Here is a 24,493-nt window from a genome sequence, read left to right as displayed (position 1 = left end):
TCCGGCGGCAGCCTTCGGAGCCGAAGTTCGGTTTCACGATCTTTTCCGACCACCGCCCCTGCTATTCCAATGTCGTTGAGATGCAGATCCATTCGCAGTCGGCACGGCTACGCGGACTGTATCCACACCCAGCTATCATCGAGCCTGTCGGCTCCACGAACCACCGAAGCGGTCCATCCGCTCGCATCGACGACGGAAGGGTACGCGGTTGATGTCCGTCCACGATGCCGTACACCGGGGCGACGTGCCCCCACCGATCGACCTCGCAGGACACATGCGCGAACTCGGCCGGGCATTGCTGCCCGCCGTGATCATTGCCGTGTTGGTCGGTGCAGGCATGTTCTACCTCAGGAGCGAACTCACCGACAAGCAGTACGCCGCGTCGATCGTCGCGGAGATCGAACCTGCCCAAACGCTCGTTCCCGGTGACGCGTTCATCGAGCAGATGCGCGCACCGTTCATCGAATTGGCCACCGATCGCGGCGTTCTCGATCAGGTCCTGGAACAGGTCGACGCCGATATGGACGCGTCGCAACTGGCCTCGAGCGTCGAACTGTCTCCTGGCACCTCACCCGCGCTGCTGACAGTGACCGTGACGACCCGATCTCCCGAACTCGCCGCGGAACTGGCCGAGGCGATGGTGTCGACGATGGCAAGTACGTCCTCCGCCAACGCGATCCGCGACTCGCAGGAACGAACGGCCGAGGGACAGTCCACCGTCGACGCGCAACAGGCTCGGGTGGACGCCCTGCCTGCCGACGATCCGAGTCGGCCTGCGGCACTGTCCGAACTGGCCCAACTACGCACCCAGCAGAGCGAACTCGAAGCAGCTGCCAGCGGAGATCGACTGGTCGTGTTGTCGAAACCAGAGCAGAGCACAACTCCGGTCTCACCGAAACCGGTCTCGGAGGCACTTGTCGCAGCTCTGGCTGCACTCATCGTCGCGGCCGAACTGATCGTGTTGCTTCGAGGAAGGCTCGGCCGCAAGCCCTCTCGCTCCTGGGCTCGTCGGGTGTCCCGAAAATACGGTGCACACTTCGACCCGGCAACCGGCGACACGGTACCGCCCGTCGTGGCTTCCCGGATCGCTGCCCTCGAGCGTGGCGACCGACCGGCATCGAGAAGTGCGCGACACGCAGCCCCGAAGGGCGACAGCGTGATTCTCGTCCTGGTCGGCGACGGTGCAGTCTTCGAGTCGACGCACGGCGACGGACCGACCACCGGCCACCATCGAGCCACCGCCGAATTCGGCCTGTCAGAGCAGTGGTGGCAGTACACCGACGTCGGTGACGTCGAGACCGTCGTCGTGCTGGTGTCGAAGCGTGGACGGGACAAGAAGGCAGCAACTGCGGCGCTGCGACGGCTCGACGACTTCGACATTCCCGTACACCTGGTATTGCAGAACAAGAACTCGACCCGACGAGCAGAACAGACCGCGCAGACGATCGCGCCGGAAGGCCAACGCCATGCCAGCTGACAGAATTGCCGTCGTACACGAAAGATTCACGGAGATCGCAGGATCCGAGCACGTCATCGAACAGCTGGCCTTGCACTGGCCCGCTGCGGAAGTGTTCGCACCGATCTCCCGCCCGTCCGGGGTTCCGTCCGGAATCAGCCGCGCGCCGCACACGTCCGCCCTCAATCGGGTGTACAACGCATTGGGCCAACGGTCGTACGCACCCGTTCTTCCGATGATGCCGTTGGCCTTTCGTCGGATGCCATTGCGCGGTTACGACGCCGTCGTGGTGAGCCATCATGCCTTCGCGACTCAGGCCGTGTTCGCCACCGACTCCCCCGTGATCGCCTACGTGCACAGTCCCGCACGATGGGCCTGGGATCCCGAACTTCGCGCAGGTGAAGGCGGCGGCAGAGCCGGAGCTGCGATACTGACGGCACTGTCGGCCGTTGCCCGTCGATGCGAGATCGCCGCCGCACCGAAACTGACGACCGTGGTGGCCAATTCGACAGCGGTCGCTCGGCGCATCGATGACTGGTGGGGCCGAGACGACGCCGTGGTGGTTCACCCTCCGGTCGACACCGAGGGTTTCACGCCGGATCCGTCGATCGAGCGTGAGGACTTCTTCCTGCTTGCCGGCCGCCTGGTCCCCTACAAGCGTCCTGACATCGCGGTGCGCGCGGCCGCCGAGGCCGACGTTCCCCTCGTCGTGGCGGGAGACGGCCGTGCAATGAACGCCTGCCGGGAACTGGCCGGACCCAAAACGATCTTCCTGGGACGGGTTTCGCACGAGAAGCTTCTCGAACTGCACCGCACGACGCGCGCCCTGCTGATGCCCGGAGTGGAGGATTTCGGCATAGTCCCGGTCGAGTCCATGGCCACCGGAACACCGGTCATCGCACTGGGAGACGGTGGTGCCGTGGACTCGGTGATTCCCGGTGAGACCGGCTTGCATGTACAGCCGGGCTCCGACGAGGCCGTCATCGCCGGGTTCGCCGAGGCCATGCGCTCGTTCGACCCGGCCGACTATGATCGCGCCGCCATTCGTAGATGGGCGGAAGGCTTCTCACGGGCCAACTTCCGCAGTCGAATGCAGGAGGTCGTCGATGCCGTCCGCTGAGCGTAGTTATCGCTCGACTGCACTGGATCGCGTCTTTGCCGACACCCGGATAGTCACCGCGGTCGGGCCCGTCCGCGGTCTCGACATCGAGCGGACGCGTCGAACGCTCACCGCCGCCGAACACGTCGACGCCGAGCCGCACATCGCGCTGGAACCACGCTCCGATGCTCGACGGTGGCGCTACCGCAGCAACATCGCCGGCGACAATGTCACCACGAGCAGTGGCGGCACCGAAGACCTGGGGCAGATGCTCACCGACATTCGGTCGCGACAAGGTGCTCGCGGTCCACTCGAGGTGGTCGTGTTCGACGATCACCTCGCCATCGACTATTCGCACGGAATCGGGGACGGCCAGATCGGCGTCCTGATGTTGGCGGCATTCTGCGACGATGCCGACGGCTCACTGGTTCCCGGCCTCGCCGCAGGCTTGCCACCGAGCACGACCTGGAAAGCTCTGTGGCGGCACTACTCTCGGCATCCGAAGACGCTGGCGGACTTCTGGTCCCTGCGTGCTCGACACCGGCGCGCAGCGGACGGCGGGTCCGGTCCCCGTCGTCGGATCGAGAACTGGGAAGCCGGAAAGGTCAGCCGGGCCGGGTACATGAGCAAAGCCGACGTGGACGAGCTGAAGAACTGGACTGCGGAGAACCTGCCCGGAGCGACCGCTGCGTCGATCTCGATTGCCCTGTGGAGCGCGGCGCTACGAGCGGAATCCGTCGACATCGACGAGCACATCATGGTGTTGTTCAACAGCCGCCGCTATCTCGATCCGGCCCAGCAGGGCGCGCACGGGAACTTTGCCGTCGGCATCCCACTGCATCTTCCTGCCGACACGACACCCGTCCGAATCACCGCATCGATGCGTGAGGTGATCGAATCCGGCTGGCCCATCGCGGTACTGGGCATGTCACATCTTCGCGATGTGGCGTCACGCATTCGGCCGTCTGCACCGTCGCAGGACAAGAATTCGGTCGTCGAGGTACCCGAGACCTTGCGGCTGGCCGTGAGCGACCTCGGGAAAGTGCGGGTGTTCGACCACCTCGACTGGGCCGACGACGGCAGGCCCCCGCAGATGGCCGCGTCGCTCGAACCGGACGGTCCGGACGGCTGCACGATGCTCATCGCCGAAATCGCCGGTGGGCGAACCTATACGGCCTCGTTCTGCAGCAAGATGGTCGATGTGGCCGTCATGGATGCAGCGCTACGCAGAATGTGTGAAGACCCAGTGGCACTGCTCCGCGATGCGTACTGATCCGCCAGAACCACCTTTGCCGCACAGACGGGCCGATACATGACCGACGAATCGACAGTTCTCTTCCTCGCGCACACCGGCCAGGTGTCCGGTGCCGAGAAGGTGCTGCTGGATTTGATCGACGAGGCCACGCGTCGCGGCCATGCCACCGTGATCGCCTGCCCTGCAGGCCCATTGGCAGATCGCCTGCCCGACACGACGCGACACGTCCGCATCGACGAGCTCGGACTGGGTGGGCAACGTGGTGCCGCGCGCGGTATCGCGGCGATCAGGATGGTCGCACGATGGGTGGGGGCGGCGCGCGCCGTGCGCACGATCGCCCGCGCACCGGGCACCGCCACGGTCGTCAACTCGCTGTTCGCGCTTCCGGTGGCGCGGTTTGCGCGGCCCGCTCGCGGGGCGTCGTGGCTCGTCCACGACACGATGACCTCTCTCAAGCAGCGTGTGGTGGTCCGGTTCGCCCGGCCGGCCGTTCGCGTTGCGGTATCGGTGTCCGAGGCCACCGCAGAACCGCTCCGAAAGGCCGGCCTCCCCGTGGTGGTGTCACACAACGGCGTGCCGTGGCCGGTTCCGCGGTTCGGCGGTGCGCTGCACTCTCCGCCGGTCGTCGGGATGCTGGCGTTGTTGACGCCATGGAAGGGGCACCGCGTGCTGCTCGACGCCGTCGCCATGCTCCCTGACGTCCGAGTCGAATTGGCCGGGGGAAGCTTCCCCGGTGATCGCGAATACGTCGACGAACTCCGCGCGCGCGCCGCGGAACCGGATCTTGCCGGACGTGTCGAGTTCCTCGGACACACCGATGCCGAGTCCGCTCTTCGCAGGTGGGATGTCGTTGTGTCGGCCAGTACTTCTCCCGAGGCAGGTCCGTTGTCGGTCTTGGAAGCGATGTCGCACGGATTGCCGGTGATCGGAACCGATCACGGTGGCACGCACGAATTCCTCGCCGACGGTGCTGGAATTCTGGTCGAGCCCGGCAACTCCGATGCTCTCGCTGCCGCCGTCTCGGCGGTGGTCGACGACGCCGATCGACGGCGGCTGCTCGGTGAGGCCGCCCGCTATCGGGTGGCCAGCCGGCACGACATCAGCGAGACACTGCCGGAGCTGTTACACCAATTGACCAGCTGATCGTGCCGCACCGTCGGCCAGAACACGGTGAAAGCCGAACGTCGAGCGGTGCGACTGTGTTTCAATCGACTCCCGATTGGAACGAGGGGGCACTGTGACTCGCGCACTGACGAGGTCCAACGAGCATTACCAATGGGGCATGGGCGTGATGACGTCGCTCGCTGTCACGACGCTCGTCAAGCGGATCGTGTCCGCCGCCGCCCTGGCCATGGCCGTCGTGGTCACCCTCGAGCTGGCGTTCGGGTACGGCGCGACCACCCCCATCCCCTCGATCGTGCAATGGACGTGCATGATCGCCGCATACATCATGGGCGCGTTCTGGTGGTTCGGACCGTGGCCGACGCTCGGGCAAGCCTTCGCCTTCGTCGTCATAGCCGATCTGTCGATCTTCGGAGCCACCATCACCGCGAATTTCGCGCCGGAAGTCACCCTCGGCAAATGCACCTTCCTCATCCCGATGGGAATGTTGGCCGGGTTCTTCTTCGACAAATGGCGCCTCGCTGCGCACATCGCCCTGTGCCTGTTGGGAACATCGATCGTCGCGGTGTACATAGTGCTGGAACGCGATGTGGACACATTCGTGGCGGTGGTGCTGTGGGCCCCGATCGTCGTGACGCTGACCGGCTTCGTGCTGATGCTGCAGCTCACGACACAGTCGATACGAACCGAATTCGAGTAGTAGCCCGTCAGAACGTCAACAGGACTTTGCTCGATCGGGATGCATCGGCGGCGAGCGCGAACGCGTCGAGGGCGTCTGCCACCGGATACTCCGCGGTGATGACGGGTGCCACATCGAGTGAACCGTCGGCCAGGGCTTGGATCACGTCGTCCATCTCGGTGTTGAACCGGAACGAGCCGATCAGGTCGATCTCCCGGGTGATCGCCAATGACAGCGGCACCGGCTGAGGCCCGGCCGCAGGCAACCCCACCATGACGACACGACCGCCGCGAGCCGTGCCGTCGATTGCAGACGCCAGACCGCGGTGGTTGCCCGAGCACTCGAACGTCACATCGGCCTCGACCGCCGCGACTGCCGCCCCGTCTCGGGCGTCGACTGTTCGATGTGCTCCGAGTCGACGCGTCACATCGAGCGCATAGTCCTCGAGGTCGACCGCGACGATTCGAGCTGCACCGGCTCGGCGAGCGACCGCCACGATGAGGGCACCGATCGGACCGGTCCCGACGACGAGAACCGTCTTGTCGGACACCGCCCCGGCACGCTCGACGGCATGCCACGCGACACTCGCCGGCTCGGCCAACGCGGCAATTCTCAGATCCAGACCGTCCGGCAACGCTCTGAGCATTCGTGTCGGGACGGCGACATGACCGATGAACAAACCGTCGTCGTGCGGTACCTGCGCGGCGCTTCCCATGTAGCGGCATCCGGGAGACAGGTTCGGACGATCGGCCGGATACTTCGCGCCGGTGGCGGCGGGAGTCGCCGGATGGACGGTGACCGGGGTGCCTTCACCGGGGCCACTGCCGTCTCCTGCGCGCCGAACCACGGTGCCCGAAGCCTCGTGTCCCAATCGCATCGGCGCTTTCAGTACCGATTGTCCTGCCGCCCCGTGCTTCCAGTAATGCAAGTCGGAGCCGCAGATTCCGCCGTAAGCAATTGCGACGATGGCCTCGTCCGGCGAGGGGTCGGCCACCGCCACTGTTTCGACGCGGATGTCATCGGTGCCGTACGCGATCAGGGCGACCGTTCTGTCGGGCACAGGGTTCGGTTCGGTGGTCATCGTGTAGTCCGTTCCGTTCGAGGTGGGCAGGTCAGACCCGGTCGAGCACCGGATCGGTTGCGTTGGCCGGATCGGTCAGATCGCGATCCCGAGTTTCCGGTGCGAAGGATGCGGCGACGAGCACCGAGACGGCCATGATCATCATGTAGACCGCGACCGGCACCCAGGATCCGGAGAACGCGGTGATCAGTGCCGCGCACAGCAGAGGAGCGATTCCGCCGCCGAAGACGGACGCGAACTCGCGGCCGAGAGTGACTCCGGCGTACCGGTATCGAGCCCCGAAGATCTCCGGGAAGTAACTCATCGTGACACCGACGGCCCCCTGGCACGCCAGGATGAATCCGATGATCATCACCAGGGTGATCAGTACGTGCGAACCGGTGCTGAGAGCCATGAACGTGGGAACCGGAAGAACGACGAGCAGGCTGACGATACCGATGTACACGGGCTTACGGCCCACCTTGTCCGATAGCCATCCGAAGCCCCAGGCCGCGATGCCGCCGCAGATTGCGCCGATGAGCAGAACCTTGGGTATGAACGTGGGATCGACGCCGATGTCGTTCTTCATATAGGAGGCCATGAACACCTGGTACGTGTAGGACTGAGCGCTGATGCCGACGGTCATGAACATGACGATGAACAGCGGTCGCTTGCCGTTGGTGAACACTTCCTTCACCGGTGCCTTGGGTCGCTCCTGGGCCGCCTTCAGCTCCTGGAACACCGGTGACTCGTTGAGCTTGCGCCTGATGATGAACGCGGCCACCGTGACCAGGATGCTGCTCAGAAACACCATCCGCCAGCCCCAGGACATGAGCTGATCGTCGGGGAGCAACTGGGCGAGGATCCAGGCGATGGCTCCGAGAGCGGTGCCGAGCGCCGCGCCGGTCATCACAAGAGCGGCCAATCTGCCACGCTTTCCGATCGCGGCCGTTTCCGTCAGAAGCGTTGCGCCACCTGATTGTTCGGCACCAGCGCCGAAGCCCTGAAAGAATCGACACAGGACCAGCAAGACCGGGGCCAGTAGTCCCACCTGCTCGAACGTCGGCAGCAGACCGATCGCCATGGTAGCGCCGCCCATCAGCATCAGCGTGGCGACCAGAACCCACTTGCGCCCGAGCCGGTCACCGTAGCGTGAGAAGAACAGTCCACCCAGTGGCCGGGCGAGGAAGCCGACGGCGTACGCGCTGAAGCTGGCAATGATGCCGGCCGCCGGGGAGATGTTGGGAAAGAACAACTTGTTGAAGATCAGCGCGGACGCTGTGCCGTAGATGACGAAGTCGTACTGTTCGAGTGTGGTTCCGATGAGGCCGGCCCACGCTGCGCGTCGTACGGCGGAAGGATCATGTTGGGCCGGAGCGATTCTGGGAGAATCTGACGGTTCTGTGGTCGTGTCCATGGTTGTCCTCGGGTGAGTTTCGGCTTCGGCCGAACGAAGGAAGGAGAATGGGTCAGTCGAGTGCGGTCGGAGATGCCGTGACGACGGGGCGGAGCGAAGAACTCGCCGCTTCGACGGCTGCGGCCATCGGACCGTGACGAACAACAGTATCCATGAATTCCGCTGTGCGTGTGATGAATTCAGGAAACTGCGCCAACTCGATGGGGAGTATGTCGCCGCGTTCGAGAACCGAGCGGACGAAATCCTCACTGGACGCTGCCGAAGCGGCAAGTCCTGCCAAACGCGCACGTGCAGGGTCGGCCATCGCATGCGCATGCGGGCCCGGGTCGAAACCGTCGGGCGGGCACACGCAGCAGAGATAGGCGGCGATGGTCAAGGAAAGCTGTTGCGGTACAACACCTTTTCGTAGGTGGTGGAGCGCTGGGTCCGGGATCCTCTGCGCGAGCTTCGCCGAGCCGTCCGAACCGACCTGCGCGGTCTTGTGCCCCAGAGCGGAGTTGGACCACCGCACGAACAGCTGGGCGATGTAGTCGTCGATATCCACCCCGCCCGGAACGGGCACGGTCGGGAGGTATTCGTCGACCAACACCGCTCGAGCTGCAGCCTCCACGAACGGGCGACCGATCGAGTCCGGAATTGTCGCGCGACCGTCGAGTGCGCCGAGATAGGCAATGAGAGAGTGGGTTCCGTTGAGCAGTCGAACCTTCATCAGTTCGTACGGTTCGACATCCTCGGTGAACACGGCACCACCGGCTTCCCAGCGGGGACGTCCTGCGGCGAACTCGTCCTCCATCACCCACATCGTGAACGGCTCCGCCGGCACCGCAATGGTGTCCACAGCGCCCAGCTCGGCGGTGGACTCGGCGTCGTACAACGCACTGCTGGACGGAACGATGCGATCGACCATGGAGTTGGGGAACGTCACTGCCGCGGCCAGCCACTCGAGCACATCGTCCGCACCGCAACGGTCCAAGAACTGACGCACGAGTGCAGCGGTGCGATCACCGTTCCCCAGCAGGTTGTCACAGCTGGCCACGGTGATGGGAGCCCCGTGCGTTCGTGCCCGCATCGCCAGAGCCCTCGCGAGCTGCCCCACTGTGGTCGTCGGCGTTTCCGGCCGCTGCAAGTCCTGTTGCACTGCAGTCGATTCGAGGTCGAGAGAGCCCGTCCGGGACGACAGCGTGTAGCCCAACTCGGTGACGGTGATCGTCACGATTCGGACGTCCTCGTCCGCAATGGCCCGTACGACGGCGGCGGGGTCGTCGGCGGCGACCATGGCTCCCGTGTGTGCTCCGGGGACGCTCACCTTCGATCCCGACGGCGAGATCTCGACGACGCCGTAGAGCAGTTCCTGAGCGAGCATGGCGTCGACAATCGTGCGAGATCTGTTCGCTACGCCCAGAATCCCCCACGAACCGCCGTCCTGCGCCAGTGCCGCAGCGGTGTACACGGCCTGATGCGCGCGATGGAAGTTGCCCAGCCCCAGATGGACGATCCCGGTGCCGTCCGGTCGTGCCGGGACGACGCCCGAGCGAGCGAGTGCCGAACGAGTCAGTCTGGATTCGCTCATCTCGTCACCAGTCCGTCATCGAGCCGTCGAGGCGGCGAGCGACCGGGAGATACGCGGGCTCGTACGGGTACCGCGCCGACAACGACTCGTCCATGTCGACGCCGAGGCCGGGGGCGTCACCGGGGGTCAGGTAGCCGTCGGCGAACGACCATGCGTGTGGGAACACCTCGTCCACCAGTGGGTCGTAACCCATGAATTCCTGAATGCCGAAGTTCGGAGTGGCCATTCCGAGGTGCACGCTCGCGGCGAGCGTGATCGGCGAGACGTCGGAGGGCCCGTGCGGTCCGCAACGAACCTGGTGTACCTCGGCCAGCGAGAAGATCTTTCGGACATGACTGATACCGCCGGCATGGGCGATGGCCACACGAATGAAATCGATCAGCTTCTCGGAGATCAATTGCTGGCAGTCCCAGATGGTGTTGAACACTTCACCGATCGCGAGCGGGGTCGTGGTGTGGTGACGCACCAGCCGCAGGGCGCTTTGATCCTCGGCGGTGGTGACGTCCTCGAGCCAGAACAGATCGACGTCCTCGAGCGACTTGCCCAGTCGCGCTGCCTGTTGCGGTGTCAGTCGGTGGTGCGCGTCGTGCAGCAACTTGAGCTCGGATCCCACGTGTTCGCGCACCTCTGCGAGCACCCCGGGAACGTGATTGAGATAGGCATCGGCATCCCAGACCTCCTCGACGGGAACGGCACCACGCCCTGCGGGTTCGTATCCCTGCGCGCCTCGGTGCACTCCGTACACGGACTCCAGGCCGGGAACACCCGATTGGGCCCGCACGGCGCGAAAACCCTGTGCTCGACGTCGATCGACGGAATCGATCAATTCCGACGTGTCCCAGCCGGTGGCGTGGGTGTACGAGAGAATGCGGTCGCGGACGGCTCCACCGAGCAGCTGGTAGACGGGTTGCCCGAGGGATTTGCCCTTGATGTCCCACAAGGCGAGGTCGACGGCACCGATCGCGGCCATCGTCACCGGCCCACGGCGCCAGTAGACACCGCGGTAGAGGTATTGCCAGGTGTCCTCGATGCGTGCGGGATCTCGGCCGATGAGAAGCGGCGCGACATGATCTTGCAGGTACGACGCCACCGCGAGTTCCCTGCCGTTCAAGGTCGCGTCGCCGTAGCCGACGACGCCGTCTGCGGTGGTCACTTTGAGTGTGACGTAATTACGCGTGGGGCTGCAGACGATGACGTCCGCGGCGACGATCTTGTCGGTCACGAGCGCTCTGCTTTCTCCGTGAAGTTCTCTCCGGCAACGACATCGGTCAACGGTTCGCGCGCGGCGAGTCGACCGATGTTGGCGGTGATGTCGTCGACCCGGCCCTCGAAGGTTTCGCGTGTGATGCCGGAAGAATGAGGTGTCATCAGGACGTTGTGCAGCGTGTGGAACGGATGACGCGAGGGGGCACCGATGCCGTCGGCCGACGGGTAGTCGTACCAGACGTCGATGGCGGCGCTCCCGAGCGATCCGGCGGACAGCGCGTCGAACAGTGCATCCTGCTGCACCAGGGGGCCACGCCCCACGTTGATCAGCACGCCGTCCGGTCCGAGAGCTGCGAGTTCGGTGTCGCCGATCATGCCGGTGGTGCGCTCGTTCAGTGGTGCGGACACCACGACGACGTCTGCTTCGGTCATCAGGTCGGACAGACGATCGGTCGATGCGGCCCAGGCCAATCCGTTCTCGGCTGCGTTCACCGATCCGCTTCCTGTGACCGCGATGCCCCGGCAACCGAAGGCCCGCAGCAACTGCCACGACTGCGCACCGATATGACCGAAGCCCACGAATCCCACCGTTGCCGAACCCAGCGAAGTCGACTGCCGAAGCGTGCGGTCGTACACCGGTGACGCCCACCGATTCTCCCGCATGAGGCGGTCCTGGCCGAGAAACCCGCGCCGGAGCACGACGGCGGTGGCTACGACGTATTCGGCGATCGAGCGTTCGTGGTGAAAAGTGTTGGCCACCAATGTCCGAGCGCTCAGGTCGTCGAAGGAAACGCCGTCCGTGCCTGCCCCCGCAACGTGCACCAGCTGCAGATCGGGTGCCGCCTCCGCCAGAACGGCCGGGAACTTTCCGCCGACATACACGGTCGCATCGGCGATGTCCGCGACGAGTGCATCGACGTCGAACTTCTCGTGCCACGACAGCTCGATATCGGAGGCGACTCGGCTCTCGAAGCGGCCACGATGCGGTAGGAGGTTGGAATCTGCGATGACGACCTTCATTTCGAGTCGTCCTTTCCTGGTGCGAGAGTGCGAATCCGAGCGGGGCCCGATGAGCCGCGGACCACGAGTTGGGTAGGGAGGTGGATGGTTCTGGCCGACGACTCCGGTTCGGCTGCCCGCTGGAACACCAGATCGGAGGACACCAGACCTGCACGGCCCATCGGAACGTTGATACTCGTCAGAGCGGGATGCGCGAGTTCGGCCAGGGGCGAATCGTCGATGCCGATGACGCTGAGGTCTTCCGGTACTGCCAGGCCCATCGACCGGACCCCGTTCATGACGCCGATGGCCATGGGGTCGTTGTGGGTCATGACGGCGGTCGCACCCGTGGCGACGACGCTGGCAGCCGCAGCATGGCCGCCGGCCAAGGTTTCCTGCTGCCACCCCAGTACATCGAGCACTATTCCTCGTGCTGCACAGAACTGTTCGACGGCGTCGACGCGTCGCTCGTTGGACCACGATTGCGGTGATCCCTGGACGTACGCGAGATGTGTGTGACCGAGAGCTGCCAGGTAATCGACGGCCTGCCGGATACCGTCCTCGGAATCGGCCACGACACAATCGCATTCGCTGGAGGATCGGTTGACCAGCACCAGCGGTGTGTCGCCCGCCAGCTGCACGATGTCCTCGGCCGGTAGTCGTGGAGCACAGACGATCAGAGCGTCGACTCGGCCCTGCAGGTCACCGATCACTTCACGCTCACGGTCTGCGCTTCCGTCGGTGTCGGTGAGGACGATGGTCTGTCTGCGATGCCAGCCCTGTGCTTGCGCGGACTTGACGAAGCTGGCGAAGACGGTGTGGCCGATGTCGGGTACCACGACTGCGACCGTCGTCGCCGAGACGCGGGTGTCGGAGGAGCGCCCCGAAGCCGCGACATAGCCGATCTGGTCGGCGACGGCGATGATCCGAGCCAACGTGTCCGCCCCGATTCGATCCGGGTTGCTGAAGGCGCGCGATGCCGTCGACAGCGACACACCTGCTCGTTGTGCGACCTGCGTGAGCGTGGGTGCCACGGTTCACCTCCTGAGTTCTTTGTGATGCCGAGCACAACGATGACAGAAGTTGCGCAATATTGTCAACGGTTTGCGCAACAGAGGCCCGGGCGTACCGGGTCCGCGGTTTGACACACTCGACTGCGACCACGTCCGCACAGAGGGAGACTCACCTTGCGCACCTTTACGCACCCCCAGACCGGCACAACCGTGTCGAGCATCGTCCTCGGGTTCATGCGCATCCTCGACCTGGACGACGACAGGATTCGCAGGTTGGTCGACACCGCCCTGGACGTGGGTGTGACCGTCTTCGATCACGCCGACATCTACGGCGGCAGACCCCACGGGTGCGAGGAGCGCTTCGGACAAGCGGTGACACTCACTCCGTCGCAGCGTGAGCGCGTCAGCATTCAGAGCAAGGTCGGCATTCGCGACGGCTATTTCGACTTCTCGGAAGACCACATCGTGTCGGCCGTCGAGGGTTCGCTCTCGGCACTCGGCGTCGATCATCTCGACACCCTGCTGCTGCATCGACCGGACAGCCTGGTCGAGCCCGACGAGGTCGCGGCGGCATTCGACACACTGCACACGTCGGGCAAAGTGCTCGGTTTCGGCGTTTCCAATCACACTCCCGGTCAGATCGAATTGCTCGAAACAGCAGTCACACAACCACTTCTGTTCGACCAAGTGCAGTTGAGCGTCGTCCATTCACCGCTGATCGCTGCGGGCCTGACCGCCAACATCGGCGCGCTGGACCAGTCGGTGGATCGTGACAACGGGTTGCTCGACTACGCGAGGGCACGCGGCATCACCGTGCAAGCGTGGTCGCCACTGCAGAGCGGGACCTCGTCGGGTGTGTTCGTCGGAGATCGCGAGAATTACCCTGCCCTCAACGATGCGCTCGACGACATTGCCGGCCGATACGACACGACACCGTCCGCGATAGCGGTCGCGTGGATAACACGCCACCCGGCCGACATTCAGGTGGTCCTGGGGACCACCACGCCGGATCGGATAGTAGAGGCCGCTACGGGGTCGGACATCCGCCTGACCAGGGCGGAATGGTACGGCCTGTTCCGCGCAGCGGGTCACACACTGCCCTGATGCCGGGCATCGAACTGCGTTACCTTGCCGTTACCAAGTAGCGACGAATCCGTGATGTTGCAGGCTCGGTTCGGTGATGTTGCGCTGTCAGGATTACGGGACAGCGTGCACCGGAACCTGCAGCCCTCGGGTTCCACACCGAGCACGCCGGTTCGATAGGCCACCCGAACTGAGAGGTTCGCACCGTGACTGTTTCCGATTTCACCGATGTTCGCTCCACCGCCCCCGCTCGACGCCACTCGATCGGTATCGAGTCCTACTCCCCCGATCTGACCGTTGTTCGCGCCGTCGGCGAGCTGGACATGAGTGCACGAGCAGATTTGGTGAACGCCCTCGACGGTGCCCTACGGGACAATGCAGTTGTGCTGCTGGACTTGTCGGCGGTGGACTTCATGTACTCGGGTGCCGCGAGCGTGATCGTCGATGCTGTCGAACGTTCCGACGGACGCGTCGAGGTCTTCGCTCCTACCCGGCCGGCGCGCCGGGTGCTCGATGCGGTAGGTGCGAGCTTCATCGGGGAAGATCCCTCCGCGCGCTGATTCGCAAGGTTTGCGTGCCGGTTCAACCGGCAAACCTCGTCTGGACAGCGACTCCAGTCGGTAACGACCGTGACTCGTCTCGAGAAGTGGGGCGGCTTTCGTTCTGCCGCAATGGGTCCTTTTCACACGAGGCAAGGATCGACAATGTCCGACCAGTTCACCAAGAGCGACCCCACCACTGCTTTCTCCATGCCCGATCGGGACGACCAGCCCGAGCTCGAGCATCCGGGATTGACTCGCGACATGGTCACCGCACCGGATCACGGCGAGAAGTCGTACCGGGGTTCGGATCGGTTGCACGGCCGAAAAGCGTTGATCACCGGTGGTGATTCCGGGATCGGCCGAGCTGTGGCGCTGGCATTCGCGCGAGAAGGTGCCGATGTCGTCATTGCTCATCTCGAATCCGAGGGCCCCGATGCCCAAGCGACCGTCGACCTGATCGAAGCCGCTGGACGGTCGGGCCGAGCGATCGCCTGCGACCTCACCGACGAAACGCAGTGCACCAAGTTGGTCGACACTGCCGTGGAGGTTCTCGGAGGCCTCGACATCGTCGTCAACAACGCCGCGTTCCAGATGGCCCAGATGGGCGGCATCGCCGATATCACCACCGACCAGTTCGACCGTGTGCTCAAGACCAACTTGTATGCCTTGTTCTGGATTTCGAAGCACGCCGCCGCCGTCATGGGTGCGGGCTCCACCATTATCAACACCACCTCGATTCAGGCATCGAATCCGTCACCGGAGTTGATGGACTACGCCACCACCAAGGCAGGCATCGTCGCATTCACCAAGGGCCTGGCCGGCCACCTCGCCGGCCGTGGCATTCGAGTCAACGCCGTTGCGCCCGGACCTATTTGGACACCCTTGATTCCCGCGACCATGCCTGCCGAGAAGTACGGCGAGTTCGGCGAGACGGTTCCGTTGGGCCGCCCGGGCCAGCCCGCGGAGTTGGCTCCGGCCTACGTCTTCCTGGCCTCGAACGAGTCCAGCTACATCACAGGCGAGACCATTGCGGTCACCGGGGGCACCCCGTTCAACTGATCTCGGAGTCTTCGGACTTCGACGCCCGCCACGCCAACAGCACCCCGTCTCCTTCGGGTCGCCGCCATGGCAGGAAGAGCGCCACAGCGATCGCGCAGGCCATGGCGGCCCCGACGGTGACGAACGACGCCAGCTGAAATCCCTCCAGTGACGCGGCCTTCATCGCGTACACGAGCTCCGCCTTCTGCGTCGCGAAGATCGGGTTGGTCGGCGCTTTGACGATTTCGATGACGCTGACGACGGTCTCACGGGCAAAGGCCTTCTGGTAGGGCTCCATGATTGCCTCGGGAATGGCGTCGATTCGGGGGCCCACTTTCGTGGTGTAGATCGACGCGACGATCGAGCCCAGCACCGCGACGCCGAGTGTTCCACCCACCTCACGGGTGGTGTCGTTCACCGCCGAGCCTGCACCTGCTTCGTCGAGCGTCACCGACGACATGATGGATTCGGTGGCCGGGCCTTGCACGATCGCCAACCCGAGGCCCATCAAGATCATCGAGACGACGACCGGTCCCAGGTACGGCGTTTCGACCTCGACCTGGCCCGCAATGAACATGCCGATGCTCATCACGACGAGTCCGAAGACGATGACGGCTGTCGTTCCTATTCGCTGCGCGATCAGTGTGGCCAGTGGTGCCCCGACCGCGATGGATACCGCGAACGGCAGTGAATGAACGCCGAACTGCAACGGCGTCAGTTCCATGACACCCTGAAAATACTGGGTGATCATGAACAGGAAACCGAACATGCTGAAATACGCCACTGCAATAGCCAGTGCGGGCAACGAGAAACGTGGGTTTCGGAACAGCTGCAAGTCGAGTACCGGTGACGGCGCGCGAAGCTCCCACCACACGAACGCGCCCAATGCCATACATCCGACGATGTAGCCCCCGAGGCTCAACGGCGACAGCCACCCGTTGTGCGGCGCTTCGATGATCGCCCAGACCAGCACGGTGATACCGGCCAAGGAGAGCACGATCCCCAGTGGATCGTATTTTCCGACGTGCTCCGCCTTCGATTCCGGCACGCAGGCAAAGGCTGCGATCAGAACGAGCAGAGCGACCGGAACATTGATCCAGAACACCGAGTGCCACGAGAAGTGTTCGAGCAGAAAGCCGCCTGCTGTGGGGCCTATGGCGATAGCGAAGCCTGCCATCGCCGTCCATGCGGCGATGGCCAGTGCCCGTTCCTTGGCGTCGGTGAAGATGTTGATGATGAGCGCCAACGTGGCCGGGAACACCGCGGCGGCACACACTCCCATGGCAGCGCGGGCCGCCACCACCTGCCCGAGGTCGGCGGCGACAGCCCCGCCCACAGACATCACTGCGATGCCTGCCAAACCGAACATCATGACCTTCTTGCGCCCGTAGCGGTCTCCGAGGTGACCGAACGCCAGCAATAGACCCGCGAACGTCAGCGTGTAGGCATCGACCACCCACTGAAGCCCACTGATGTCCGCTCTCAGCTGCAACCCGATGGACGGCAGCGCCACGTTGACAACCGTGTTGTCCAGAACGACGAGCAACTCGGCGATGCAGATGACGAGCAGCGCGAGGTATCGCCGACGGAACGGCGGCGCACCTGGTCGATGAAGGGCGAGCGTGGGCAGCGACATGAGGATCCCTTCAACTATGCCGGACGGCATAGTTCCTGAAAGGAAAGTATCTGCAACTGGCCGTTATAGCAACCGCGTCGCACGGAACAGACTCGACGACGACGCGCGTTGCGCCCCTCCAGCAGGCTGACCACTTCACTATCCATCCGGGACGGGACGGCGACAGCTGTGCAGACTATGGTGTCTGGCATACCCTGCCGCCACTCTTCGGAATCGGAGCAACGCCATGTCCCCTGACACAGACGTCGTCGATCTGAGCAGCCCACTTTTACTTGCTTGTGGGCAGATCCTGCCGAACCGCGTGATGAAGTCGGCGTTGAGCGAAGGTTTGGCCACCGTCGATCATGCACCCGACTCTCGTCTCGAAACGCTGTACCGCCAGTGGGGTGCGGGCGGTTACGGACTCGTGGTGACCGGAAATGTCATGGTCGACCGATCCCACCTCGGCGAGCCGGGCAACGTCGTCATCGAAGACGATCGCGACCACGATGTACTTGCTCGATGGGCAAAAGCGACATCCGACGGCGGTGCACCCATTTGGATGCAGCTCAATCACCCGGGCCGCCAAGCCAATCCGATCGTGACGCGCACCAAGCCCGTCGCACCGTCCGCCGTTGCTCCCAACATCCCGGGGATCCCGGCACCGCGGGCGTTGAGCGAGAACGAGATCCGCGACGTCATCGGCCGGTTTGCGACGGCAGCGGCGGTGGCCGAAACGGCAGGCTTCGACGGTGTTCAGATCCACGGCGCGCACGGATACCTGGTGTCTCAATTCCTGTCGCCCTTGTCCAACCGACGCGACGACGACTGGGGCGGCGACCTCGACGGGCGAATGCGATTCGTTCTCGAGGTGGTCCGAGCCATCAGGTCGGCGGTCTCCCCCAGCTTCGCGGTGGGAATCAAACTCAATTCGGCAGACTTCCAGCGCGGCGGATTCAGTGAAGAGGAATCACGGATCACCGTCGAGCACCTTGTCCGGGAATCGATCGATCTCATCGAAATCAGCGGTGGCAGTTACGAATCACCCGCAATGATGGGAACGGCGAGCACCCGCGAGCGCGAGGCCTACTTCCTGGAGTACGCACGCACGGTCCGTTACGCCGCGGGACCGGTTCCATTGGCCGTGACCGGAGGCTTCCGCACCCGATCGGTGATGAGCTCGGCGGTCCGGTCGGGCGAATGCGACATGGTGGGTCTCGGGCGGCCGACCGCTCTGACCCCCGGTGTCGCCGGTCCGCTGGTCGACGGCACACTGGACCGCGTCGAGTCGCCGCAGGTAGCCCTCCGGCTCCCATCGAAGGCGAACGCCTTCAAACAGATCAACGGAGCTCTGGACCTGCAGTGGCACACCGACCAGCTCCAGCTCATCGGTGCCGGCCGGCAACCGAACTCGAGCCGCCCGGCATGGAGAACCGCCGCGACGATGGTGCAGCGCAACGGCTGGGACGCGTTTCGCAATCGCAGAACGGCCGCGTCGACGAACCCATCCTCAGCGATCGAGAAATTTCGCCGTGAACGGTGGATCGGTAGATACGTTGCGAATCCGATCGTCGACGCGCTCACGGCGGTCGGTGTCAGAACGTCCCTGATCACCGATATCGAGACCGTCGGCCGCAAGTCCGGCCTGCGCCGTCGGGTGCCGGTATCCGCATCGTTCGACACCACCGGAGCGTGGCTGATCTCACAGCACGGAAGCCGATCCGGCTGGGGCGCCAATATCACCGACGAGCCCGCCGTTCGTATTCGGGTGGGTAGCCGATGGCGCAGCGGGACCGCCACTTTTGTGCCCGGTGATGACGTCGCCCTCCGTGCGCGGTCGTTCTCGGACAATCCGGTACTCGGGCGGGTCATCGGAGCGGGCTTCCGCGCGCTGCAAACCGATCCGATCTCGGTGCGCGTCGACTTCAGCGACTGACTCGAAAATGGACGCGCGCCGATCCGGTACTCGACGGCATCAGTGCCGAAGTAGCATAATCACTCGATGGAACCGATCCCCACCGGCACACTGCGTGGTACCGATAGCGGCTTCGCGCTCGAATTGAGCAGAACGCTTCAGCTTCCACGTGAGGACGTGTGGGCAAGACTCACCGAATCGTCCCTCACCGCGCAATGGTTCGGTCCGTGGGAACGGATTTCGGACGACTCCATTCGGATCACCATGAGTTTCGAGGAGGGCGCACCGGCCTCGGATATGGCCATCGAAGCGTGCGAGCCGCCGAGCCGGCTGGCCGTGCGGACGCTCGACGACTACTTCCCATCACAGCAGACGTACTATGCGTCGCTGCGCCCGCTGTGAGTCAATGGTTACGCAGCGCGTCGATGAGCTCGTGCTTGTTCAATTTCGAGTACCCCTCGAGGCCCAGTTCCTTGGCTCGGTCGGTGAGTTCGTCCACCGTCCAGTCCTCGTAGGATCCGGACTCACCACCCTTCTTACCCACCTCGTCCCGACCCTTGTTCGCGGCCGCATTCGAGATGCGGGCAGACTTCTCTTTCGAGTTGCCCTCCTCCCGGAGCTTCTCGTACAAGCCCTGGTCTTTCAACTGCGGCTGGTCTGTGTTGTCGTTCTTCGCCGGCATCGTGATCCCCTCGCACTGGGCTGACTCGGTCAATGACAGCGCTACCCGGTCTGCATGACGACAAACCTCGTTCCGACACCTAGGAATGGTGTGCGTCGAGCATCATCGGGTAACCGAACTGGATGCATTCGGATGGATCACACGAAGTGGCGGGAGACGTCACCGACAACCAGGACAACAGAGAAGAAGAGGCCCCACTCTCGGTGGGAGTGGTCAGTGACGACGGCTTCGCGTCTACCGTTGCGTCGTCCATCATCGAAAATCTGCCCGATCACGCGATGATCGACGGGCAGCGGCGGGAACTCCGGGTCTCCGGAGCATCCGTTCCGCTGCCGCCCACAGCAACCGGCTCCGCCCCACTCGGTCAATGGCTGGCAGCGGTGCGAGCTACCGACGACTACGACATCGTGTTGTGTGTGTCGGAGGTTCCTCGCCGGCTCGGGTCGCGTCCGGTGATCGCCGAGCTTCGCGACGGTACGACAGGCGCGGTGTACGTGCCGTCCTTCGGAACACTGGCTGTACGTCGCCGTGCCACCACCGCTGCTCTCGCTGTGTTGCACGAGTTGATCGAGGCCGACGATTCGTCTCGACCGCCGAGACGATATTTCAAGTCGAGCTGGATTCCGAGCGATTCCGGGGAAGGCGACGAAGTACTGGTGACGTCGAGCATCCTCGGCCGAATCAGGTTGATATCGGGAATGATTCGTTGTATTCGCCCGTGGCGGTTGGTTCCCACACTGTCGGGCGCGCTCGCAGCTGCGAGTGCGGCGTCCGCCTTCGGCGTGTTCTACGCGAGCATCTGTCAGATGGCGGCGTCGATGAGTGTGATGCGCTTGGCGATGATCGGAGTTGCCGCGGTGATGGCCATGACGGTGTGGGTCATCTTCCCCAACGGGCTGTGGGAGAAACGGTCGTTCCGAAGCTCGACGATCGACCGTTGGATGTACAACGCGGCCACTCTGGGAACAGTGCTGACCGGTGCACTGTGCATGTACGCCCTGCTGTTCGCTGTCGTTTTGCTCTCGGCGGCGGTCGTGATCTCACCGGTCTTTCTCGCTGTGCAGATAGACCGCACCGCAACCCTCGGCGACTACTTCTCGTTGGCGTGGCTCGCAGCTTCGCTGGGTACGGTGGCGGGTGCCGTCGGGTCCTCGGTCGCAGACCGCGAGGACATCCTCGGTGCCACGTACGGTCACCGCGAGCTGATTCGACGGCAATCGGCGACGCCGTCGTCCTGATTCGGAACGAACCGGACCGCAGTTGTGAGTGAGAACAACAAGATGTGGGTACGTTCGGGAAATGCCATACCTGGAACGCACCGCTGATGTCTTCGTTCTCAACCTCGGAAGCCGCGGGGTCGACGACACCGAGAACCGCATCAGCCCGAACTGGGTTGCCGAGATCAACACCCTGCTCGACGAGGTCCAGGCCGGCTCCGGTTCTGCTGCGCTCGTCACAACAGCGACAGGCAAGTACTTCTCCACTGGAGTCGACTTGTCGTGGGGCGCGGAAAACCTCGACCAGATCAATCGGTTCATCGGCACCGTGCAAGAGATGCTGGTGCGCTTTCTCACGCTTCCGATGCAGACAGTCGCAGCCATGCAGGGGCACACTTTCGGCGGTGCCGCATTCTTCGCAATGGCGCACGACTACCGGATCATGCGATCCGATCGCGGTTTCCTGTGCTTCCCCGGTGTCAACATCGGCGCTACCTACAGCCCCGGAACCGTGGACATGGTGAGAGCGAAGATGGCACCGAACGCCTTTCACGAGGCACTCACCACCGGACGCCGCTACGGCGGAGACGACGCTATGGCACTCGGCCTGGTCCACGACGTCTCGGCCGCAGATTCGCTCCTCGACACCGCTGTCGCACGCGCCGGCGAACTCGCCGGAACGCGAGGCGACGTCTTGGGCGAGATCAAGCGAACCATGTACGCACCCGAGATTCGGTCACTGCTTACCCCGGTTGCCGGTGTCGACGAAATGGAATGGGCCTCGAACTGAGCTGAGCCCTACTTCCCCGCTACGAGGGGTGCCACCTCGGTACCGAGCAATTCGATGCCGCGCAGCAGATCGCTGTGCGCCAGGCGTGGATTCGTCATCTGAAGCGAGAGTCGATCCACACCGCCCAGTTGCTCGCCGACTCGCAGAATTTTGTCTGCCACCGTCTGGGGATCGCCCATGAAGAACGCACCGTTCGGACCGGAGGTGGCGTCGAACTGCTGCCTGCTCGGGCGGGCGAATCCACGCTCACGAGAGATCTTGGTGAACATCTCGTTCCAGCCGGGATAGATCGTGTCTGCGGCGATCTCCGTCGTCTCGGCGACGAAGCCGAACACGTGCAGACCCACCTTCAATCGTTCCGGCGGGTGGCCCGCTTGGGCTCCGGCACGCCGGTACAGGTCGACGAGCGGGGCGAATTGGCGTGGCTCGCCGCCGATGATCGCGATCATGAGCGGGAGTCCCAGAAGTCCTGCGCGAGCGAACGATTCGGGCGTTCCACCGACACCGACCCAAATGGGCAGCGGATCCTGCAGCGGACGCGGATAGATCCCCTGCCGGTTCAGCGCCGGCCGGTGACGACCCGACCAGGTGACCTCCTCGTTGTCCCGGATCTGCAGCAGCAGGTCCAGCTTTTCGGCGAAGAGTGAGTCGTAATCGGCCAGATCCAGGCCGAAGAGTGGGAACGACTCGGTGAAGGAGCCGCGACCGACAACCAGGTCGATCCGTCCCTTCGAGATCAGATCCAGGGTGGCGAACTCTTGGAACACCCGTACCGGATCGTCCGCACTGAGTACCTTGACCGCGCTACCGAGCCTGATGTTCTCGGTTCGCGCAGCCGCGGCGGCCAGAATGATGGACGGGGCCGAGTCGTAGTACTCGCTGCGATGATGCTCACCGATGCCGAACGAGTAGAGCCCCACCTGATCGGCGAGAGCGATCTCTTCGAGCAGGTGACTCATGCGCTCCTCCGGAGCGATCACGCGACCGTCGGTCGGGTCGGTCACGGAAGAAACGAAACTGTCGACGCCCAGATGCACGATGGGACCTCTCGATCGGTGGTGGACGTAGTCGTCAGCGTAGGTGAAGCTTCAATTATTCCGGATGAGAAAGCAGTCGAATACTATTCGACTCCGCGTCTCGATTCTTCCCCGTGAAGTCCATCTACCGACTATCACCGACGAGCATCGTCAGAAGTGCGCTCGATGAATCCCCTAACGCCGTCCGCGTTTGCGAGCGCGTCGTTCGTCGAGCTTTTTCTTGCCGTACCCCCAGGTGATGCGTCCGAGTCCCTCGAAGAGTCGACTGGAAAGACTCCTGCGGCCGCTCATACGGTGTCCTCGTGTTCGGTGATGGTCATGTCGGTTCGGTTCCCTTTCTCGTCGGCAGCCGATCCAGGCGGTACGCCGGGTACGTACTGACTGCGCCGAATAAGTCGAATCGGGAACGAGCAAGCACACATCGGTCAGGCGTGATCTACGTCACGGACCGCGTGCCGGCTCCCGAGCTACCGCCCCTCGACGAGTCGATAGATCCATCCGATCACTTCGGGGTAGGCAACGGCGTTGGCAGCCGGATGGTCGATTGCCGGAACCAGCTCGGTTCCGAAGTCGAGCTCCCGGACTGTGATGTCCGTGAAACCGACGGCACCCCAGCGCTGTGTCAGGAGCCGGCTCTGCTCGATGTCGACGGAGCGGTCGTTGATGCCCTGCACGATCATGACGGGCAGCGCGGGCGGGGTGAACCCGATGGTGTTCGCATCCGTGAGTGGACCCAATACGGGACCCCTCATGAGTGAGCCCAGCGATGCGCCGTCGGCCGTCAAGTCCTCGGACCGCAGCGACCCATGTGCGAGCGCGTCGGTATTGCAAAAGTTCAGTGCCGCATCCAGGGCCGTTCGCCCGCGTTCGTTGAAGAGGGCACGTATCTCGCCGGCACGCTCGGGATGCGCTCCGATCCAGCCGTCGACCGTGTACAGCATTGTTGCGGCCCACTCGGTTCCGTCCTGGCCCTCGACACGCAGCACAGGATCGGTCGGTGCGGCACCGACGAAGGCACCGACCACGGACAGGTCGGGCGCATAGGTAGAGGCGAGTTCGGCGGCGGCGGCCGAGGCAACGCCGCCCGCAGAGTATCCGTAGAGCACGATCGGCGCACCGGTCTGGCTCGCCGCGGCACGAGCCGAGTCCAACAGCGCACGCGCGCCCGCGACTCGGCCCAGGAATTCGTACTCGCCGGGGGTTCCGAGCCCCTGATAATCGGTGGTGACCACCTGATATCCCTGGGCCAGTAGAGGCAGTAAAGCCGGCATCGTAGTTGTCAGTCCGAGCTCGGACGAACCCGAGCAACGATCAGATATGCCGTAACTGCCTGGCGCATAGGCGATCACGGGCCGTGGCCCTCGACCCTTCCATGCGCGATCAGGTGTGATCAAAAGCCCCGACACCGCCACCGCACGATCACGGGGATCCACTGATCGATACAGGATGCGCTCGGTGCGTGAGCCCAGAAAATCGAGCTGCGGCACGGCTTCTCGCCGCACGACGGCCCCGGGCGCAAAGGCTTCGAGATCGGCGACGGGAGCACCGTAGAAATCGGCTGTCGCAGGTGCTGCCGAAGCGGGTGCTGCCGAAGCGGGTGCAATCGACAGAACGCAGGACACGACAAGGACCAGCGCGGCGCACGTGACGGAATGGAGTCTCATCTCGCGAGTAAGTATGCGGCTCAACGTGACAATT

At 64.0% G+C, this 24,493-nt stretch carries 22 protein-coding genes; 12 read left to right on the top strand and 10 right to left on the bottom strand.

The features are described from left to right. Positions 1-211: 211 nt before the first annotated feature. The 5 genes from RFA01S_RS20595 to RFA01S_RS20575 all read left to right on the top strand — a co-directional run bounded on the left by RFA01S_RS20595 (position 212) and on the right by RFA01S_RS20575 (position 5,632). Entirely contained in the window at positions 212-1,477 is a 1,266-nt protein-coding gene (locus RFA01S_RS20595; RefSeq protein WP_230592963.1) for a YveK family protein, read from the top strand. Beyond that, positions 1,467-2,576 carry a glycosyltransferase gene (locus RFA01S_RS20590; protein ID WP_032406777.1) on the top strand — a complete coding sequence of 370 codons (1,110 nt, stop codon included), beginning with the start codon at positions 1,467-1,469 and terminating at the stop codon, positions 2,574-2,576. Before RFA01S_RS20595 ends, RFA01S_RS20590 begins: the two co-directional genes overlap by 11 nt. After that, positions 2,563-3,828: a hypothetical protein gene (locus tag RFA01S_RS20585; protein WP_052053186.1), complete on the top strand. Its 1,266-nt coding sequence runs from the start codon at positions 2,563-2,565 to the stop codon at positions 3,826-3,828. The genes RFA01S_RS20590 and RFA01S_RS20585 overlap by 14 nt, the downstream gene beginning before the upstream one ends. Before the next feature lie 39 nt (positions 3,829-3,867). Then, positions 3,868-4,953: a glycosyltransferase family 4 protein gene (locus RFA01S_RS20580; RefSeq protein WP_032368234.1), complete on the top strand. Its 1,086-nt coding sequence runs from the start codon at positions 3,868-3,870 to the stop codon at positions 4,951-4,953. A gap of 94 nt (positions 4,954-5,047) precedes the next feature. Next, positions 5,048-5,632 carry a hypothetical protein gene (locus tag RFA01S_RS20575; protein ID WP_032390917.1) on the top strand — a complete coding sequence of 195 codons (585 nt, stop codon included), beginning with the start codon at positions 5,048-5,050 and terminating at the stop codon, positions 5,630-5,632. 7 nt (positions 5,633-5,639) lie between these two features. Here RFA01S_RS20575 and RFA01S_RS20570 read toward each other — a convergent pair whose 3' ends face one another. The 6 genes from RFA01S_RS20570 to RFA01S_RS20545 are packed head-to-tail and all read right to left on the bottom strand — an operon-like array spanning position 5,640 to position 12,897. Next, positions 5,640-6,692 (bottom strand): zinc-binding dehydrogenase, encoded by a 1,053-nt coding sequence (locus RFA01S_RS20570; RefSeq protein WP_032406778.1) that lies wholly within the window; start codon positions 6,690-6,692, stop codon positions 5,640-5,642. A 31-nt stretch (positions 6,693-6,723) separates the two neighbouring features. Then, positions 6,724-8,088, bottom strand: a complete 1,365-nt coding sequence (locus tag RFA01S_RS20565; RefSeq protein ID WP_032406779.1) for an MFS transporter — start codon at positions 8,086-8,088, stop codon at positions 6,724-6,726. A gap of 52 nt (positions 8,089-8,140) precedes the next feature. Further along, on the bottom strand, positions 8,141-9,658 hold the full coding sequence (locus RFA01S_RS20560; RefSeq protein ID WP_032406780.1) for a mannitol dehydrogenase family protein: 1,518 nt from the start codon (positions 9,656-9,658) through the stop codon (positions 8,141-8,143). A 4-nt stretch (positions 9,659-9,662) separates the two neighbouring features. Beyond that, complete coding sequence (gene manD, locus RFA01S_RS20555) at positions 9,663-10,880, bottom strand: D-mannonate dehydratase ManD (RefSeq protein WP_032406781.1); 1,218 nt, start codon at positions 10,878-10,880, stop codon at positions 9,663-9,665. Next, complete coding sequence (locus tag RFA01S_RS20550; RefSeq protein WP_052060569.1) at positions 10,877-11,884, bottom strand: 2-hydroxyacid dehydrogenase; 1,008 nt, start codon at positions 11,882-11,884, stop codon at positions 10,877-10,879. Before RFA01S_RS20550 ends, manD begins: the two co-directional genes overlap by 4 nt. Then, a complete protein-coding gene (locus tag RFA01S_RS20545; protein ID WP_032406782.1) occupies positions 11,881-12,897 on the bottom strand; it encodes a LacI family DNA-binding transcriptional regulator in 1,017 nt (338 codons plus the stop codon). Before RFA01S_RS20545 ends, RFA01S_RS20550 begins: the two co-directional genes overlap by 4 nt. 153 nt (positions 12,898-13,050) lie before the next feature. Between RFA01S_RS20545 and RFA01S_RS20540 the strand changes: the two genes are divergently transcribed. From RFA01S_RS20540 to RFA01S_RS20530, 3 genes are all read left to right on the top strand, one after another. Then, positions 13,051-13,980, top strand: a complete 930-nt coding sequence (locus RFA01S_RS20540) for an aldo/keto reductase (protein WP_032406783.1) — start codon at positions 13,051-13,053, stop codon at positions 13,978-13,980. A 185-nt stretch (positions 13,981-14,165) separates the two neighbouring features. Next, entirely contained in the window at positions 14,166-14,519 is a 354-nt protein-coding gene (locus tag RFA01S_RS20535; protein WP_032406784.1) for an STAS domain-containing protein, read from the top strand. A 144-nt stretch (positions 14,520-14,663) separates the two neighbouring features. After that, positions 14,664-15,560 (top strand): glucose 1-dehydrogenase, encoded by an 897-nt coding sequence (locus RFA01S_RS20530; RefSeq protein WP_032406785.1) that lies wholly within the window; start codon positions 14,664-14,666, stop codon positions 15,558-15,560. Here RFA01S_RS20530 and RFA01S_RS20525 read toward each other — a convergent pair. Further along, complete coding sequence (locus tag RFA01S_RS20525; protein ID WP_052060570.1) at positions 15,553-17,175, bottom strand: MFS transporter; 1,623 nt, start codon at positions 17,173-17,175, stop codon at positions 15,553-15,555. The two genes, RFA01S_RS20530 and RFA01S_RS20525, sit on opposite strands and share 8 nt — an antisense overlap. 226 nt (positions 17,176-17,401) lie before the next feature. On the opposite strand from RFA01S_RS20525, the gene RFA01S_RS20520 reads away from it, so the two are divergent. Together RFA01S_RS20520 and RFA01S_RS20515 are read left to right on the top strand one after the other, a co-directional pair. After that, positions 17,402-19,090: a nitroreductase family deazaflavin-dependent oxidoreductase gene (locus RFA01S_RS20520; RefSeq protein ID WP_032406786.1), complete on the top strand. Its 1,689-nt coding sequence runs from the start codon at positions 17,402-17,404 to the stop codon at positions 19,088-19,090. Between the two features lie 66 nt (positions 19,091-19,156). Further along, positions 19,157-19,471, top strand: a complete 315-nt coding sequence (locus tag RFA01S_RS20515) for an SRPBCC family protein (protein ID WP_072692165.1) — start codon at positions 19,157-19,159, stop codon at positions 19,469-19,471. A gap of 1 nt (position 19,472) precedes the next feature. Here the strand turns inward: RFA01S_RS20515 and RFA01S_RS20510 are convergent, their stop codons facing one another. Then, a complete protein-coding gene (locus RFA01S_RS20510) occupies positions 19,473-19,751 on the bottom strand; it encodes a DUF7218 family protein (RefSeq protein WP_032406787.1) in 279 nt (92 codons plus the stop codon). A gap of 146 nt (positions 19,752-19,897) precedes the next feature. Between RFA01S_RS20510 and RFA01S_RS20505 the strand changes: the two genes are divergently transcribed. After that, on the top strand, positions 19,898-20,989 hold the full coding sequence (locus tag RFA01S_RS20505; RefSeq protein ID WP_052060571.1) for a hypothetical protein: 1,092 nt from the start codon (positions 19,898-19,900) through the stop codon (positions 20,987-20,989). 61 nt (positions 20,990-21,050) lie between these two features. Beyond that, entirely contained in the window at positions 21,051-21,758 is a 708-nt protein-coding gene (locus RFA01S_RS20500) for an enoyl-CoA hydratase-related protein (protein WP_032406788.1), read from the top strand. 8 nt (positions 21,759-21,766) lie between these two features. On the opposite strand, the gene RFA01S_RS20495 is transcribed toward RFA01S_RS20500, so the two are convergent. Both RFA01S_RS20495 and RFA01S_RS20490 read right to left on the bottom strand, forming a co-directional pair. Beyond that, complete coding sequence (locus RFA01S_RS20495; RefSeq protein ID WP_032406789.1) at positions 21,767-22,795, bottom strand: LLM class flavin-dependent oxidoreductase; 1,029 nt, start codon at positions 22,793-22,795, stop codon at positions 21,767-21,769. Between the two features lie 467 nt (positions 22,796-23,262). Continuing rightward, positions 23,263-24,459 carry an alpha/beta fold hydrolase gene (locus RFA01S_RS20490; RefSeq protein WP_052060572.1) on the bottom strand — a complete coding sequence of 399 codons (1,197 nt, stop codon included), beginning with the start codon at positions 24,457-24,459 and terminating at the stop codon, positions 23,263-23,265. Positions 24,460-24,493: the final 34 nt, after the last annotated feature.

It is taken from the genome of Rhodococcoides fascians NBRC 12155 = LMG 3623 (genome assembly GCF_001894785.1).
Classification (GTDB): Bacteria; Actinomycetota; Actinomycetes; order Mycobacteriales; family Mycobacteriaceae; genus Rhodococcoides; species Rhodococcoides fascians.
Note: the sequence above shows the minus strand (reverse complement) of the source record. Positions and strands in the feature narration are given on the sequence as shown.